The organism is Zobellia laminariae, from assembly GCF_030553095.1.
In the GTDB taxonomy this organism is placed as follows: Bacteria; Bacteroidota; Bacteroidia; order Flavobacteriales; family Flavobacteriaceae; genus Zobellia; species Zobellia laminariae.
On record NZ_CP130738.1, the window covers coordinates 4,768,929 to 4,785,059 of the forward strand.

Sequence of the window (16,131 nt, forward strand, 5' to 3'; positions counted from 1 at the left end):
AAAACGCTCTATCATTTGAAAAAACTAGTAAACATACTATCAAAAAATAAAGAAACGTATTCCGATGCCAAAAAAACATACTATGAAATAAAAAGCAATAGGGTGTTATATCATTCTGTATATAGAAAAGCAGAAAGTTACGGTACACCTCATTTCTGCACTGATATAGAAAAAGGAGCTGATAAAGACAGTTTTAAAGAATTAAGCAAAGAGTATGGTATGGATGCTACTCATGTTTATTTTAAAATTGAAATAGTGCAACATAGAGACAACGCTACTTTTAAAGTTCTAAACGAATATATTACAGCGGATAAACATGGCGTTTACCAACAGAACAATCTAATACCAAATAGTGATGGTTTAAGTTTTAAATTGCTTGGAGCCGGGTATGCAATAGATAACAACAACATCTATTACATTCCCACTAATTTTTATAACATTTTAAAAGAGGCTGATAAAAAAACGTTTGAAATCATAAATTCTGGTTTTTTATCTTATGCGAAAGATAAAAAACAGGTGTATTGTAATGAGCATACTATTGAGGCGGCTGACCCTAGTTCATTCATAGTACTTGATAATTTAAATGGATATTCAAAGGACAACAAACACATCTTTCATTTTCATGTAAAAATGAAAGACGCAAATATAAATTCTTTTAAGATTTTAAAATATGACCTATCTAAAGACGACACTTTTATATTTTATCGTGGAAAAATCGTAAAGGAAGCTGATTATACTTCATTTAAAATGATAGAAGATAATTCTATGTATGATGCTGAAGATAAGAATCATTATTACAGATCAAATGGAGGTGCTCATGACGATGGAATTTTAGGAATATGGTCAAAAGTAGAAAATACATGGTTATGAAAATTTATAAGCTCATTTTAATATTATTATTAGTAACCTCTTGCTCAGATGCTGATGAAACCTATTACGAAATAAAGGGAGATGAAGTCGTGTACCATTCTGTATATAGACTTGGTCAGGAATACTACACAAAAGCGCATACTTCTATTAAAACTGTAGAAGACGCAGATGCTAAAACCTTTCAGCAACTAACTAAATATTACGGCATAGATAAATCAAGTGTTTTTAATGAAGTTAAGAAACTTGTTAAGCGTGACCCAGCTACGTTCAAAGTTTTGAAAAAAATGGTGACAGCAGATAAATATGGCGTTTATTATGACAATAACATTATCCCTAACAGTCATGGTTTAAGTTTTAGGTTTTTAAATAACGACTACGCTTTAGATGACAATCAAGTATATTATCAACCTTCAGATTTCAATAGTGTTGTAACTGGGGCTGACAAAAACACTTTTTCGGTAATTGGAGATGACTACAGTGATTATGCAAAAGACAAAAACCAAGTTTATTATAAAGGCTATGTTATTGAAGGTGCCGTAGTTGGTTCGTTTAGCATATTAAAAAATGATATCTCTAAAGATGGAAAATCTATCTTTTTTAAAAAGAAAAAAATTAAGGAAGCCGACTATAATTCTTTTAAAACTTTAAGATATGAGGAGCTGAAAGAATACGAGTATAAATTCATTGCCCAAGACCACAACAGTTTTTATAGTGATAATGGTGGCAACATAGCAATAACGAAGAAAACTGAAATAACAAATGAGCATTAAGAATCAACTTATCCTAATAGTCATCTTTTGTAGCGCTACCAACCTTATAGCCCAAAAAGACACTCTCTATTTTAATTCGAAGTGGAATCAAACAGATAAAAACAATGCTGCTTTTTTTAGACTGGCCCCATTAGAGAAAGAAGGTGATTTATATAAAATTAAAGACTATTATATAAGTGGCAATCTGCAGATGCAAGGGTACTGGTATAACTTAGAAAATGAAACCCTACACGGCAAAGTTACTTGGTATTTTGAAGACGGAACAAAATCTATAGAATCAGAATACAAAAATGGCGTTTTAGAAGGTGCAAATACCATTTATAAGGAAGGGGGTCAAGTTAGCTCTAAAGGCACTTATAAGAACAATGAGCCTTACTCAGGTAGTTTTATAGTTTACCGTTTGCTACAAACCTATACCAATGGTGTATTGAATGGCGAAGAAATTAGCTATGCTGATAATGGCACAATAGCCACCACAGGAATTAATAAGAACGGAAAACGATTTAATGGTGAATTCACCAATACCCAAACAGAAAAAACCACCTATAAGGATGGCAGAAATGATGGCATTACAACTTCTTACTACGATTTAAATTTCACGCAGAAAAAGCAATCTTATGCTGTTGTTAATGGCATAAAAGAAGGCGAAGAAGTTTCCTATTATGAAGATGGAAAAGAAAAAGCTAGAGGCATCAATAAAGCGGGAATGTCCTATTATGGTTCATTTTACAATGAATATACGCGCAAAATCGCCACTTATAAAGATGGAGGCTTTCATGGTCCGCTCACCACTTTTAATGATCAAGATAAAATAATTTCAGTACGTGAATATAATAATGGCAAGGTTTCTGGCAGGGTAATGAGTACAGGGCTTTTTGAGAATAAAGTATGTGAGTGTGAGTATAAAGAGCAAGAACCTTTTAATGGAGAGGAATGTAAAGGTTATGATGTTTATAAGTATGTAGATGGTCAATTAGTAAAGTTAACCTCTTACAATTCTGAAAATCAAGATGAAAAAATAGAAATTCAGTTTTTTAAAGAGAAAGAGAAAACTAAAAAACTCGTCAACCTAAACGGAGAAGCATACGAGTTAATTTATAAAAATGGCAAGGCATATTCTGGTCAAGATTATGATCGTATATCGGGTAGCTTAACCACTTTTAAAAATGGTGCAAAAGATGGTCCTTTTCAAATTAATAAGAAGTACAAGGATTATATCGCATCTGGTAATTTCAACCAAGGCGTTTATGACGGAAAAATAGAATTCGAGAATTTACAAAGTAAGACAAGTACATTCTGTACGTACAAAAATGGAAATCTAATTGATGGCACTGCAATATTTAAAGATACCATTGTATCCTATAAAAACGGACTTAAACATGGGTTAGAAACTCCTATGCGTGCTTATGGAGCCTATAATGCACCTTTTGATAGTATTAGCAGAAACTATAAAGAAGGTAAGCTAGATGGTCAAATTCAATATTTTGAAGAAAGTAAATTAATTGCCGAAGGATTGTACCAAAACAACAAACCTTTTACTGGCGTATTTTATAAATATTCTGGCGGAACCAGTTATAGGAGAAAAACCTATAACGAAGGCGAGCAATTAAAAGAGGAATATATTGCTCAGAAATTTAAGGCTATCTACGAGTACAAAGACAATAAACTTCAACAAGGAAAATTCTATTGTAACGAGGAATTAATTGCTGAAGGTGTCTATAAAACAGGCAATCCGTTTGAAGGTAGTTTTGCCATATTAGAAAAAATTGACAAGAACTATTTCCCTGAGAAATACACACTTACACGCTATAAAAAAGGCAAGAAAAATGGGGATGAAAATGTCGTTAATTTTAACGAAAATTCAATAGAAGAGGTTACTCAATATAAAAATGGAAAAATTTTAAGCAAAACAATTTTCCTCCCTTTTAAAGATAAAACTAGCCTCAAAGGCACCTACAAAAACAACATGCCTTTTTCGGGAGATTTTTTAACCACCCTAGCTATTAACCTACCAGATACAGAAACGAAAAGTAGCTATCAATCTGTAAGCCATTATGAAAATGGTCAAAAATCTGGACGGGAATATTTTACTACAATGGGTTCTAATATGCGGGTAGTTCTAGATAGTGTAAGCTATAAAGACGGAAAACCATTTCAAGGCAATCTACTTGAAGTATACAATAGCGATACCCTAGAGCATCATTATGACAATGGAAATTTAGTACAGACTAATATTTATACATGGGGACTAAGCAAAAAACCAGATGCTATAGTAAGGTATACTAACAAAGGCTATAAAACCTCTAAGCAAAGACCTTCTAGAGACATAACAAGCTATTCTACCGAAGTAATTTATACAAACACCGACCCTAGTGAAGGAACCGCAATTATTACCGGTAATGGAAATGAAATGGGCAGATTTTCATTCTCAAAGAAAGGTATTTCTAATGCTTCATTTTTATTTAAGGAATATGACACAAACGTTACCATAGAAAGTATTGCCCTAAATAAAATAGCGCTAGTTTTTGACTTAGAAAATATGCTAATAAAGTTTGAAAGCACTCTTAAACCTATGACTACTATAAAACCTAGTGATGTTCAAGATTGGCTTCGATTATTTTATTTTGGTGATGGTCCGGCAAGTTTTTATTTCGATGGTGAAGAAACACCTATAGCTACATGTATGTACAAAGAAGGTAGGGAGCACAATGGCGTTACAACTAACATAAATAAAAATGGCAGCTATAACTATAACTTATATAAGAAAGGCGAATTAGTTGAAGATAAAAAAAACATAACCAAGCAGCAATTAGTACAACTAATTAACACCAAGCAATAACTATAATGAAAAACATACTTCCCCTACTCTTTTTAGTTGTTACAGTCCAAATATCCGCACAAAAAGACACACTCTATTTTGACGCTGACTGGCATAGAACCGATAAAGTAAATGCATCCTTTTTTAGACCGCTTCCGCTAGAAAAAGAAGGTAAACTGTATCATGTTAAAGATTTCTTCATAAATGAAACAATACAAATGGATGGGTATTGGTCTAACCTTGAGGATGAAACCATGGAAGGAAAAATAGAATGGTACAAAAAAGACGGAAAGCTTTCTGAAAGTAGATATTACTCTAATGGCATACTTAACGGAGAATCTATCGTGTATTCCCAAAACGGATTTTTAAGAGCAAAAGGGGAATATAAAAATGGTCATGGCTGGGAAGGCACTTTTATTCATCCTTGTTGTTTTAATGGGTTTATTCCTATTTACAAAGAAGGCAATCATATTGGACAACAAATGTTTTATGAAAACTCCAATCAAATTGCCCAGAAAAAAACACAACAAAATGATAGTATTAGTATCACTAGATATTATGATAAAAAAGGAAAAGAAATAGGTGAAAATCGTTATGTAAATGGCAGTATTAAAGAAGGTATGTTAGCCACGTTTTTTATAAATAAGGAAGATGATGCTATAGGTCTAGAAAACTACATGCATTTCAAAAATGGAGAAATGCATGGTGAGTATGCTGTATTCGATGCCAAAGAAAACCTACTTTCAAAAGCTGATTACAAGAATGGCAAACCGTACGGCGGTACCGTTTTGAGCTATGGCAGTTTAAAAACATATGCCAACGGAAAATTAGAAGGTGAGGAAATAGGATACTCGCGAAAAAAAATAGAAGTGACCAGAGGAATAAATAAAGATGGCGAACATTATAATGGTCTGTTTGTAGATCATTATGTTAACAGTATCTCTAGCTACAAAGAAGGAAGTTTAGAAGGAAAGCAAACTTTGTATTATTCCGATAATTTGGAGCAGGTGAAATCATATGAGCATATTCAGAATTATGATAAAAACGGTGAAAGCGCTTATTATTTAAAGGATGGAAAAGAATTGGCAAAAGGAATCTACAAAGACCATAAACCTTGGAACGGAACTTTCTATGACCCGTATAGTATGCTTTTTTCTTCTTTTAAAAATGGTGAAAAACATGGCATATTTGCTCAATATAACAGCGTTGGTGAGATTTTAGAGCAACAAGAATATGAGAATGACCTACTTACCGGTATGGTAAAAAGTAAACGCCTAGACGGAGAAATCTGCAAGTGTATGTATAAAAAGGGAGAGCCCTATACAGGTCAAGTTTGTGACACTTATACGATAACACACTTTGAAAAAGGAACTACTGTTAAAAGAGAAAATTTCGAGTTTGATTATGAAAATGACACCCTTGTTTTTACTGGTGACACAAGTTATAAAGACGGAATTGTTAGTGCACAAACAATAATTGCAGATAACAAAACTTATGCCGTTACCTTTAAGAATGAACTGCCATATAATGGTATTCATTACATATCTTATAGTGGAGAAATGACTACTTATAAAAACGGAATAAAAGAAGGTGTTTTTATAGAGCAAGATGAAGAAAATAGAGATTTGAGCATTAGTGGATCTTATAAAAACAATGAACGCCACGGATTAATTGAATTTTATGAAAAAGATTTAAAAAAGAAAACCACTTGTATCTATAAAAAAGGGAAACCTATTAAGGGTACAGTTATAAATGACCATACATTCACTATCTATAATAAAGGACTAAAACAAGGGGTTGAAAGAGAAATAACAGAAACTGGGCTAGAAGAAGTAATAGAGAGAGAAGCTGTATATGACAAAGGTATTATTATATCCGAATCTTGGCCACGTCTAAAAAATCCAAAAGGAGAAATTGCAAAAGGAAACTACAAGGACGGCAAACCTTTTAATGGTGACTTTTTCAAATTTGAATCTATATTAGCCTCATTTACCAACTATGAAAATGGTATAATTTCAGGTACGCAGTATGTAGGTTTTAATGACTATGAAACCCTTGTTGTGGTAGATTCTATGCAGTATAAATCTGGCAGACCGTATCATGGTAGGTTTATGGAGCATACAGAAGATAGGTTGCATTTTCACGAATACCAAAACGGAAAACTTTTAAAAACTATAGTTACCAAAGATGATCTAAATCAAAAAATACGAAATACGGTTATCTATTCTGATACCGGTTTTATCGTTACTGAAAAAGATTCAGATTTGGTGATGTTCAGAGCCACCTATTTAAATGAAGAACAAACGAAAGCAAGAGTTGAAGTATATTCTAATATTGACGTATCTGCCGGCACAATAGAATTTCACGATAATAAAATTACCGCTATCAACATTAATTACAATGAAGCTAGTTATGATGTTAATTATTCAATGGTAGATTCTCAATTAGTAATCAGCTTAAAAAAGAAGGAATTCTATTAAAGGCATACCCTAGTTTAAAACATATTAAGAAGTTTACGTACAAAGACTTTCTTAATCCAGAAAAGCTGTTTGTTGACGGTGAAGTGACCATGCATTCTTATATAGATGATAAGTATGTAGCAACAGGAATAATCTTAAATAGAGATTTTTACGACGGTGTTCAAATACGCTATGATAATAATAGTAACACTTATACCTATTTTAAATACAACAAAGGAGAACGTTTAGAGTGGGAAACAAGTCTGACCAAAGAAGAAGTTTTAAAATTGTTACACAAATAATCTTAAAAACTAATTAATGCAGTTATTGGATAATGCTATTCCCTTCTTTAGTGCTTTAATTGGTGCAAATATCGTTATGTATCTCTTTACAGTGCTTATAAGTTATTCGTGGTCAAAAGTTCATAATCACAAAACACTGGCATTAACTAGACGGGATGTATACAATAGTCTTAATGTTGTACTTATAAATATTCTTGTAGCTATCTCAGGCTATTATTTATATAAAAAAGGAAGCATCCACTTTACAACAGATACTCACCTTATACTAGATTTTGTCATATTGTTCTTTGCTTTCGATTTGGGCATGTATCTACTTCATTTAGTCTCTCATTTTGTATGGCCCTTTAAAAAGTTTCATAACACCCATCATTCCCATGAATATTTTAACGCCATTAGCCTATACGTGATGGAACCTGTGGAGTCTCTTCTATTTGGACTCTTATTAACCGTATTCGCATTTTTTGTTCAACTCAACATTTATAGCTTTCTCGCCTTCATATTTTTGAACTGGGCCTTAGGTGTCGTGGGGCATTTAAATACACAATCAACAAAGCAACCTTTTCTTTTTTGGTAACCACGTGTTCCATAAAACACACCACCAACAAGCCAATAGCAACTTTGGCTTTTATACCGTAATTTGGGATAGAATTTTCGGTACTTTTTATAGAAAGAACTAGACACCTCCAGTAGCTATCTTTTTAGCCATGTATGGTTTCATCCTTTCCGTAGTTTTTAATTACTTCGGCTTCAAAAGCAACTAGCTCTTGCCAGCGTTTGTCCACGTCTATATCTTGACCGTATTTGCGGGCAAAACCAATAAAAGTAGTGTAATGGCCTGCTTCACTAACCATTAGATCATGATAGAATTTAGAAAGCTCGGGGTCTTTTATTTCTTCTGAAAGTAGTTTGAAACGCTCACAACTTCGTGCTTCAATCATAGCAGAAAACAAGAGCCTATCTACCATAGATTTAAGTCTACTCCCTCCTTTGTTCATGAACTTGTAAAGCTCATTAACATAGCTATCTTTGCGTTCTCTACCTAAAGTGTAACCTCGCTTTTTTATGATTTCATGAACCATTTGAAAATGCTCCAATTCTTCTTGGGCTAAAAGGAGTAAATCGGTAACTAAATCCGGATACTCAGAATTGAGCGTAATTATAGTAATTGCATTAGTAGCCGCCTTTTGTTCACACCACGCATGGTCTGTAAGTATTTCTTCTATGTTCTTTTCAACAATATTAACCCAGCGTGGGTCTGTCGCTAATTTTAAATGAAGCATCGGCTTTAGTTTATGTAAAAGTAGGTATCAGAGGGGAAAGAAATCAATAAACCTTAACTCTTTTCAAAATAGTAGTTCACTAGTTCTTAAATAGAGATAAGCATAAAGGATATTATTATTTCCCAACGAAAGAATTAATATACAAGTGATTTCGTTGTATTCAAAAAATGGTACCATCCTTAGTATTGAAAAGCCACTATACCTAATACCTCAAGCCATAATTGATGTTTAGATAAATAAATTTTCGCTTCTCAATTTATATTTTTATCGCTAAATTGATATATTTATGCAAAATTGATATACATGAAAATTGAACTATGCCCTAACTGCAATTCTGACAGCTATATAAAAAGTGGAATCGTCAATAATAGGCAGCGATTCAAGTGTAAAAAATGTAATTATTTTTTCTCCGTCAATAAAATTGGAAAAAAAATTGATGATTACTATGTTAACAAATCACTCCAATTATATTTAGAAGGGTTAACCTATCGTGAGATTGAACGCATTTTAGGTATCTCCCACGTAAGCATCATGAATTGGGTTAAGAAATACAACATTAAACGTCCCTACAATTCTGATTACCACCCTACTTACAAAATTCTAAACGCTACAGAGCTTGGCGATTACTTTAAAAAAACCGAAAATATAAAGGGGGCGGGAGTAATTGTTACTGAGCTGGGAGATAAGTTTATGCTCATAAAATGGGAGCGTTTTAAAGAGTAACTATATTAAATTAGTAAAAAGATATATTAATAAAACATTAACTAATTGTTTTTAAGAGTTTAGCGGTGCACACAAAATCAATTCATCACTAACTAATCTCTTAAAATCATGAGTAAACAAACTCTATTACTGATTGGCCTTTTTATAATGTCCTTTCAATTGATGATTGCCCAAGGTTCGCCTGACTATACGGGAGGACTCAAAATGAAATTTAACGAAGATGGATCTAAATATCTACGAATTATTTCTTGGGCACAGGTACAGGCTAATTATGGTTTGGACGAAACTTTTGATGGAAACGGGAATGAGAATAGTCCGTTAAACTTTAATTTGCGAAGAGCTCGTATTTTAATGTTCGCCCAAATCAACAAGGACTTTTTAATCTTAACTCATTTTGGTCTTAACAGCTTAAACAGTTCAACATTAAGCCCTACTGGTAAAGGAGATGGTTCTCAATTATTTTTTCACGGTGTTTGGGCACAATACAACCTAGGAGAGAATCATACAGTTGGTGGTGGATTACATTATTTTAACGGTATTTCTAGGCTTAACAACCAGAGTACCTTAAATATGATGACGATGGATAACAATCGGCAATCTTGGGCTACCATTGGTCTTTCCGATCAATTTGCACGTCATTTAGGTTTTTTTATCAAAGGAAAGTTTGACAGACTTCAATATCGTCTAGCCGCAAACGATGCTGCTACAGCAACTTTAGATAGTCGTGTTGCCGTTGCTGGCGGAGATGCCGTTTACAATGGTCGCGCTTTACTAGGTTCTAAAGATGCAGGCAAAACCTATGCTGGTTACTTAGATTATCATTTTCTTGATCCAGAATCTAATTTTTTACCATACAAGGTGGGCTCTTATCTTGGAGGTAAAAAAATATTTAACATTGGGGCCGGATTCTTTTTACATCCAAAAGGTGCTGTTATCAACACAGGTTCTGAAACCGCTCCTACTCTAGACGGTGAAAATGTTTCGATTTTTGCTGTTGATGCTTTTTACGACACGCCACTTGGCGAAGATGGAAGCGCATTAACTGCCTATGCTGTTTTTCAATCCAACGATTATGGTAAAAATTACCTATTCAGCGCCTATGGAACCGGAAGCATGGTTTATGGCCATGTAGGATATGTTTTTAAAGGTGATGTAACCAAAAAACCAGATCAACCTTACCTAAGTTATGGCACTCACAATTATGATGCCGTAAGCGATAGTAGAAATACATTAGGTATTGGTGTAAACGCATACATGAGCGGCCATAATTCCAAATTGACTTTAGAGTACAAGAAACAAGAATTCGGGGCATTAGACTCGAATATCATATCACTTCAAGCAATGATTTACTTATAAAAACACATTTATGTCTGAAAAACAAGAAAAGGCTACGGCCTATTGGAAAGAGAACCTGAGGTATTTAATTATACTACTTGTCATATGGTTCGTCGTATCCTTTGGATGCGGAATATTATTTAGAGAAGAATTAAATGAAATTAGACTTGGCGGATTTAAACTGGGTTTCTGGTTTGCACAACAAGGATCAATCTATGTATTCGTAGTACTCATTTTCGTCTACGTGAGATTAATGAACAAATTAGATAAAAAATACGGTTTCGACGAGTAACCTAACCAACTTTAATACAGAACATTATGAGCGTACAAACATGGACATGGCTATTAGTAGGAATTACTTTTGCCCTTTATTTTGGAATTGCGATTTGGGCTAGAGCTGGCTCTACAAAAGAATTTTATGTTGCTGGCGGAGGCGTTTCTCCTTGGGCAAATGGTATGGCTACTGCAGCCGATTGGATGAGTGCCGCTTCTTTTATAAGTATGGCGGGAATCATTTCATTTGCAGGTTACGACGGCTCGGTTTACCTTATGGGTTGGACCGGTGGTTACGTGTTACTAGCACTACTCCTTGCCCCCTATTTACGAAAGTTCGGTAAGTTTACGGTGCCCGATTTTATTGGGGATAGATACTACTCCAACACGGCTAGAACCGTAGCCGTAATTTGCGCATTAATTGTATCCTTTACCTACGTTGCTGGCCAGATGCGAGGCGTTGGTATCGTATTTTCTCAATTTTTACAAGTAGATATTAATCTAGGTGTACTTATTGGTATGACCGTAGTTTTAACCTTTGCCTTATTAGGTGGTATGAAGGGGATTACATATACACAAGTAGCACAATATTGTGTTTTGATTTTTGCTTTCATGGTACCTGCATTCTTCATTTCATTGCAAATGACAGGAAATATTATTCCTCAAATAGGAATGGGAGGCTCAATTGAAGGTGGTGAATTCTTATTGGACAAATTAGATAGACTACATACAGAACTTGGTTTTAACGAATATACGAGCGGAACAAAAAGTACTTGGGATGTATTTGCTATTACTTTAGCATTAATGACCGGAACAGCGGGTCTACCTCACGTAATTGTACGTTTCTTTACAGTACCTAAAGTAAAAGATGCTCGTAAATCTGCTGGGTATGCATTATTACTAATTGCAATTTTATATACTACTGCTCCAGCAATTGCTGTTTTTTCTAGAACAAATTTAATTGAAACAGTAAGTAATAAAGAATATAAGGAAATTCCAGAATGGTTTAAAAACTGGGAAAATACAGGTCTAATTGCCTTGGTCCGATAAAAATGGGGACGGTAAAATTCAATATGTAGCAGGAAATGCATTAGCGGATAAAAAACCTCTCTATTCTGAAGCAAGAGGTGCTAACGGAGAACGTATGGTTACCAACCCAAGTGATGCTGAAAATGAACTTTACGTAGATAGAGATATCATGGTTCTTGCAAATCCAGAGATTGCAAACCTTCCTAACTGGGTTATTGGCCTAGTTGCTGCCGGTGGATTGGCAGCAGCATTATCTACTGCTGCAGGATTACTATTGGTAATCTCTACTTCTATCTCTCATGATTTAATTAAAAAGCAACTAAAACCAGATATTTCTGATAAAGGTGAATTAACAGCTGCAAGAATTGCAATTTTCGTAGCAATCTTAATTGCGGGGTACTTTGGTATAAATCCGCCTTGGCTTTGTAGCCGCGGTCGTCGCCCTGGCATTTGGGCTGGCAGCAGCTTCCTTTTTCCCAGCAATTATCTTAGGTATTTTTGATAAGCGCATGAACAGCCAAGGTGCAATTTCAGGAATGGTAGTAGGTATCCTTTTAATGCTTTTCTACATGATGAAATTTAAATTGGATATGTTTGGTGGTGGCACCAGTGCAGAGTGGTGGTTCGGAACTTCACCAGAAGGATTCGGTACTATTGCCATGTGTGTAAACATTGTTATATCTATGGTGGTTTCGAGAATGACACCGGCTCCACCACAGAATGTACAAGATATGGTAGAAAGTATCAGAATACCTTCGGGAGCAGGTGAAGCGTCTGATCACTAAATCAAGCAGTTCATAATTCGATATTTTTTCCGAATTGTAACACTATTTTATATTTGATTAGGTAAAAATCAGCATTACCATTTTGGTGATGCTGATTTTATTATGTCCAAGAGGTATTATATTTCATAAATTAGTGCAACCTTTTACCTCCCAATCATAAATAATCTATTGTAGATGAAGAAACGCCACGAACAAAAACTAATAGTCCTTTCGCTTGCTTTGTTTTTCCTATTCAATATTCCTTTTGTCTTAATTTTCAATTTTGAAGGAGCAATATTTGGCTTTCCTACATTTTACTTTTCTATTTTTTCTATTTGGCTGCTTTCTGTTATTATTTCTGGAATCGTATTAAAAAGACACTATGAGTAATTATGTAATCATAATTATCATTCTTACGTATTTGGCAGTGTTGTTTTTCATTGCTTTCCTTGCAGAAAGAAAGAAAAAGAGCAAATGGGTAAACAACCCCTATGTGTATACTTTATCACTTGCTGTCTATTGTTCCGCTTGGACTTATTATGGTAGTATTGGTATTGCAGCAAATACCGGAATTGATTTTTTACCTATTTATTTAGGGCCAGTCATTGCTGCTCCCCTATGGATAATAGTACTTCGGAAAGTTATACGTATTTCTAACCAGAACAAAATTTCATCTATCGCAGATTTTATTTCCCTCCGTTATGGGAATAATAGATTTCTAGGTGCATTAGTTACTGTAGTTTGCCTTTTTGGTACCATACCATACATTTCTTTGCAACTTAAAGCCGTGTCTGAAACGTTTGAAATTATGTCAGACAACACCAGCTATATTTTAACGAATACCTTTCATGACTCTACTTTTTACGTTGCACTAATATTAGCCATATTTGCCACTTTTTTTGGAACTCAAAATGCGGATGCTTCTGAAAAACATACAGGGATAATAGCCACAGTGGCTTTTGAATCTGTATTAAAATTAGTCTTCTTTTTAGTCATAGGTATTTACATAACATTTTATCTATTTGACGGAACAACCGATATCTACAACCAAATAGCCACCATAGATAATTTAAAAGAGCTTACCACCCTATCAGGTCTAGAAGATGGTTTTAATTGGCTCTTTATGATTTCATTGTCCTTTATGGCAATTTTTTTATTGCCCAGACAATTTCAGGTTTCCGTACTAGAAAACAATCGGGAAAAATATTTAAAAAAGGCAATTTGGTTGTTTCCCCTATATCTTTTAGTATTCAATATTTTTGTAATCTTCATAGCCTATGGGCCGGTAAAATAACTTTTGGAGATGACGTAAATGCGGAGTATTACACTTTGTATCTGCCTTTAGAACAGGGTAATTCTTTTCTGGCAACATTAGTTTTTCTTGGCGGGTTTTCTGCAGTAATCTCTATGGTTGTTGTATCCACTTTGGCACTATCTACAATGGTGAGTAACAACCTCATTATTCCATACGGATTTTTAGAAAAATTTATTAGAAGCCAGACAGAACGTAATGAGCGGTACATTAAGAACATTAGGCGTATTTCTATTTTCTCAATTATAATTATAGCCTATTTCTTCTACATTTCATTTTCAAGAGAATTATCGCTGTACTCCATCGGTTTAATTTCTTTTACAATTATTGCTCAGCTGGCACCCTCCTTTTTTATTGGGCTTTTCTGGAATCGTGGTTCATCTAAAGGCGCAATAATTGGTATTATCCTTGGATTCTTTATTACAGTATACACCCTAATACTTCCATTTACTTTAGCTGCCTATAGCGGAACAGACGATTTTACCCAATATGGCTTGTATGGCATTGCAGCACTTAAACCTTATGCCTTGTTTGGTATTGACTTTTTAAGTCCGCCTGCTCATGCCTTTTTCTGGAGTATCCTTTTCAATTTGCTGGCCTATTTGTTTTTTTCACTCATGTTTAAAGGAAACTATAGAGAGCGTAACTATGCCGAAATGTTTGTAGATAGCAGGAATTTTTCAGCATTACAAGACAGTGCACTTGTTTGGAAAGGAGAAGCCTATGTAGCCGATATTAAGACTATGCTTGTTAGGTTTCTAGGAGAGAAAAAAGCAACTAGAGCACTAAAACTGTTTTTTGCCAAATACAAATTACCCGTAGATACGCAGCTAGCGGATGCTAGGCTAATTAACTTTTCCGAAAAACTACTTACAGGAAGTATAGGTAGTGCCTCAGCAAAAATTTTGATTGATAGTGTGGTAAAGGAGGAACAAATAAGTCTGACTGAAGTACTTAGAATATTAGAGGAATCTAAAGAGAATATTGTAAGTAATAAAATGCTTCTCGAAAAATCCGATGAGCTATCTCAACTGTCGTCAAAACTAAAAGATGCAAATGAAGAACTGGTCAATAAAGACAAACAAAAAGATGAGTTTTTAGATACCGTAGCGCACGAATTAAAAACGCCTATTACCGGAATCAGGGCGGCAACCGAGTTGTTGATGGATGAAGAAGATGATATGCCCAAGGAAATTAAAAAACAGTTTCTAACGAACATACTGCAAGATTCAGACAGACTAGGGCGACTCATTAATAATATACTAGATTTTGAAAAGCTAGAAACAGGGCGTTTAAGCTTAGATATGCGGAATCTTGATATTCAAGAAACAATAAAAAAGGCAGTTGCAAATACGCAACATATAGCTGCAAAAAAAGGAATAACAATACAGATTAAAAATGTCCATCATTTTGAGATAAGGTATGACGAAGATAGAATCCTTCAAGTATTTACAAACTTAATTTCAAACGCCATTAAGTTCTGCGAGCCGGAATCCGGAAACATTGAAATAGATTATAAACTTGGAAATGAAGTTCTTGAAATAGCTGTAACAGATAATGGAAAAGGCATTCCTGCGGAAGATATAGCGTATGTTTTTGATAAATTTTATCAATCTCAACATCAAAATACTATTAAACCAGCAGGCAGTGGGTTGGGTTTAGCTATCACCAAACAAATCATAGAAAAGCACCACGGTAAAATTTGGGCAGATAAGACAGTAAAAACAGGGGCAAAGTTTGTTTTTACGCTACCTATTGGCTACATTGTATAACGATTTATGATGTACAAGATTTTAATTGTTGATGATGAGCCAAATATTGTAATGTCTCTAGAATATGCCTTTAAAAAAAAAGGCTTTGAGGTCTTTATTGCAAGAGATGGTAGTGAGGTAATTTCAATAGTAGAAAACACTGTTCCAGACATCATCTTGTTAGATATTATGATGCCGAATATAGACGGCTATCAGACGTTAAAACTAATAAAGAGCAAAAAGAGTTTAGAAGCTACAAAAATAGCTTTCTTAACCGCAAAAAATAAAGCTTCGGATATTGAAAAGGGTTTAAAACTAGGAGCTGATAAATATTTAATCAAACCTTTTTCGGTAAAAAAAATAGTTTCGGAAATACTGGAACTATTAGAGTGATAGTCTTTTAAGACTTTTTTTAAATTGGTTTTGTGTGCAAACAAACTATGTT

At 34.2% G+C, this 16,131-nt stretch carries 14 protein-coding genes and 1 pseudogene; 14 read left to right on the forward strand and 1 reads right to left on the reverse strand.

The window, feature by feature from the left end; genetic code table 11:
• The first annotated feature begins 15 nt into the window (after positions 1-15).
• The 7 genes from Q5W13_RS23030 (at position 16) to Q5W13_RS25530 (ending at position 7,896) form a co-directional block, all read left to right on the forward strand.
• A complete protein-coding gene (locus Q5W13_RS23030; protein ID WP_304444693.1) occupies positions 16-870 on the forward strand; it encodes a DKNYY domain-containing protein in 855 nt (284 codons plus the stop codon).
• Complete coding sequence (locus Q5W13_RS23035) at positions 867-1,640, forward strand: DKNYY domain-containing protein (RefSeq protein WP_304444694.1); 774 nt, start codon at positions 867-869, stop codon at positions 1,638-1,640. Before Q5W13_RS23030 ends, Q5W13_RS23035 begins: the two co-directional genes overlap by 4 nt.
• Positions 1,630-4,479 carry a toxin-antitoxin system YwqK family antitoxin gene (locus tag Q5W13_RS23040; protein ID WP_304444695.1) on the forward strand — a complete coding sequence of 950 codons (2,850 nt, stop codon included), beginning with the start codon at positions 1,630-1,632 and terminating at the stop codon, positions 4,477-4,479. Before Q5W13_RS23035 ends, Q5W13_RS23040 begins: the two co-directional genes overlap by 11 nt.
• A 5-nt stretch (positions 4,480-4,484) precedes the next feature.
• Positions 4,485-6,938 carry a toxin-antitoxin system YwqK family antitoxin gene (locus Q5W13_RS23045; protein WP_304444696.1) on the forward strand — a complete coding sequence of 818 codons (2,454 nt, stop codon included), beginning with the start codon at positions 4,485-4,487 and terminating at the stop codon, positions 6,936-6,938.
• Between the two features lie 89 nt (positions 6,939-7,027).
• Positions 7,028-7,219, forward strand: a complete 192-nt coding sequence (locus tag Q5W13_RS23050) for a hypothetical protein (RefSeq protein ID WP_304444697.1) — start codon at positions 7,028-7,030, stop codon at positions 7,217-7,219.
• Between the two features lie 16 nt (positions 7,220-7,235).
• A complete protein-coding gene (locus Q5W13_RS23055; RefSeq protein WP_304444698.1) occupies positions 7,236-7,793 on the forward strand; it encodes a sterol desaturase family protein in 558 nt (185 codons plus the stop codon).
• Positions 7,794-7,797: 4 nt separating this feature from the next.
• Positions 7,798-7,896 carry a hypothetical protein gene (locus Q5W13_RS25530; RefSeq protein WP_368662351.1) on the forward strand — a complete coding sequence of 33 codons (99 nt, stop codon included), beginning with the start codon at positions 7,798-7,800 and terminating at the stop codon, positions 7,894-7,896.
• 21 nt (positions 7,897-7,917) lie between these two features.
• Here the strand turns inward: Q5W13_RS25530 and Q5W13_RS23060 are convergent, their stop codons facing one another.
• Positions 7,918-8,499, reverse strand: a complete 582-nt coding sequence (locus tag Q5W13_RS23060; RefSeq protein WP_304444699.1) for a MiaE family protein — start codon at positions 8,497-8,499, stop codon at positions 7,918-7,920.
• Positions 8,500-8,802: 303 nt separating this feature from the next.
• Here Q5W13_RS23060 and Q5W13_RS23065 point away from each other — a divergent pair, with 303 nt between their 5' ends.
• From Q5W13_RS23065 to Q5W13_RS23090, 7 genes and pseudogenes are all read left to right on the forward strand, one after another.
• The gene (locus Q5W13_RS23065; RefSeq protein ID WP_304444700.1) at positions 8,803-9,222 is read left to right on the forward strand and encodes a transposase-like zinc-binding domain-containing protein; all 420 of its coding nucleotides are present in this window, start codon (positions 8,803-8,805) and stop codon (positions 9,220-9,222) included.
• A 108-nt stretch (positions 9,223-9,330) separates the two neighbouring features.
• Complete coding sequence (locus Q5W13_RS23070; protein ID WP_304444701.1) at positions 9,331-10,578, forward strand: hypothetical protein; 1,248 nt, start codon at positions 9,331-9,333, stop codon at positions 10,576-10,578.
• A gap of 10 nt (positions 10,579-10,588) precedes the next feature.
• Positions 10,589-10,849, forward strand: a complete 261-nt coding sequence (locus tag Q5W13_RS23075) for a DUF4212 domain-containing protein (RefSeq protein ID WP_155596786.1) — start codon at positions 10,589-10,591, stop codon at positions 10,847-10,849.
• Between the two features lie 26 nt (positions 10,850-10,875).
• A pseudogene (locus Q5W13_RS23080) lies at positions 10,876-12,644 on the forward strand (sodium:solute symporter family protein).
• A gap of 361 nt (positions 12,645-13,005) precedes the next feature.
• Complete coding sequence (locus Q5W13_RS25535; protein WP_368662352.1) at positions 13,006-13,917, forward strand: SLC5/6 family protein; 912 nt, start codon at positions 13,006-13,008, stop codon at positions 13,915-13,917.
• Complete coding sequence (locus tag Q5W13_RS23085; protein WP_368662353.1) at positions 13,845-15,707, forward strand: sensor histidine kinase; 1,863 nt, start codon at positions 13,845-13,847, stop codon at positions 15,705-15,707. Before Q5W13_RS25535 ends, Q5W13_RS23085 begins: the two co-directional genes overlap by 73 nt.
• Positions 15,708-15,716: 9 nt before the next feature.
• Positions 15,717-16,079, forward strand: a complete 363-nt coding sequence (locus Q5W13_RS23090; RefSeq protein WP_214613277.1) for a response regulator transcription factor — start codon at positions 15,717-15,719, stop codon at positions 16,077-16,079.
• Positions 16,080-16,131 lie beyond the last annotated feature (52 nt).

Excerpts from the sequence above, each read along its gene's own strand:
- Q5W13_RS23035 (WP_304444694.1), top strand. The coding sequence starts at position 867 with ATGAAAATTTATAAGCTCATTTTAATATTATTATTAGTAACCTCTTGC.
- Q5W13_RS23040 (WP_304444695.1), top strand. The coding sequence starts at position 1,630 with ATGAGCATTAAGAATCAACTTATCCTAATAGTCATCTTTTGTAGCGCT.
- Q5W13_RS23045 (WP_304444696.1), top strand. The coding sequence starts at position 4,485 with ATGAAAAACATACTTCCCCTACTCTTTTTAGTTGTTACAGTCCAAATA.
- Q5W13_RS23050 (WP_304444697.1), top strand. The coding sequence starts at position 7,028 with ATGCATTCTTATATAGATGATAAGTATGTAGCAACAGGAATAATCTTA.
- Q5W13_RS23055 (WP_304444698.1), top strand. The coding sequence starts at position 7,236 with ATGCAGTTATTGGATAATGCTATTCCCTTCTTTAGTGCTTTAATTGGT.
- Q5W13_RS23060 (WP_304444699.1), bottom strand. The coding sequence starts at position 8,499 with ATGCTTCATTTAAAATTAGCGACAGACCCACGCTGGGTTAATATTGTT.
- Q5W13_RS23065 (WP_304444700.1), top strand. The coding sequence starts at position 8,803 with ATGAAAATTGAACTATGCCCTAACTGCAATTCTGACAGCTATATAAAA.
- Q5W13_RS23070 (WP_304444701.1), top strand. The coding sequence starts at position 9,331 with ATGAGTAAACAAACTCTATTACTGATTGGCCTTTTTATAATGTCCTTT.
- Q5W13_RS23075 (WP_155596786.1), top strand. The coding sequence starts at position 10,589 with ATGTCTGAAAAACAAGAAAAGGCTACGGCCTATTGGAAAGAGAACCTG.
- Q5W13_RS25535 (WP_368662352.1), top strand. The coding sequence starts at position 13,006 with ATGAGTAATTATGTAATCATAATTATCATTCTTACGTATTTGGCAGTG.
- Q5W13_RS23090 (WP_214613277.1), top strand. The coding sequence starts at position 15,717 with ATGTACAAGATTTTAATTGTTGATGATGAGCCAAATATTGTAATGTCT.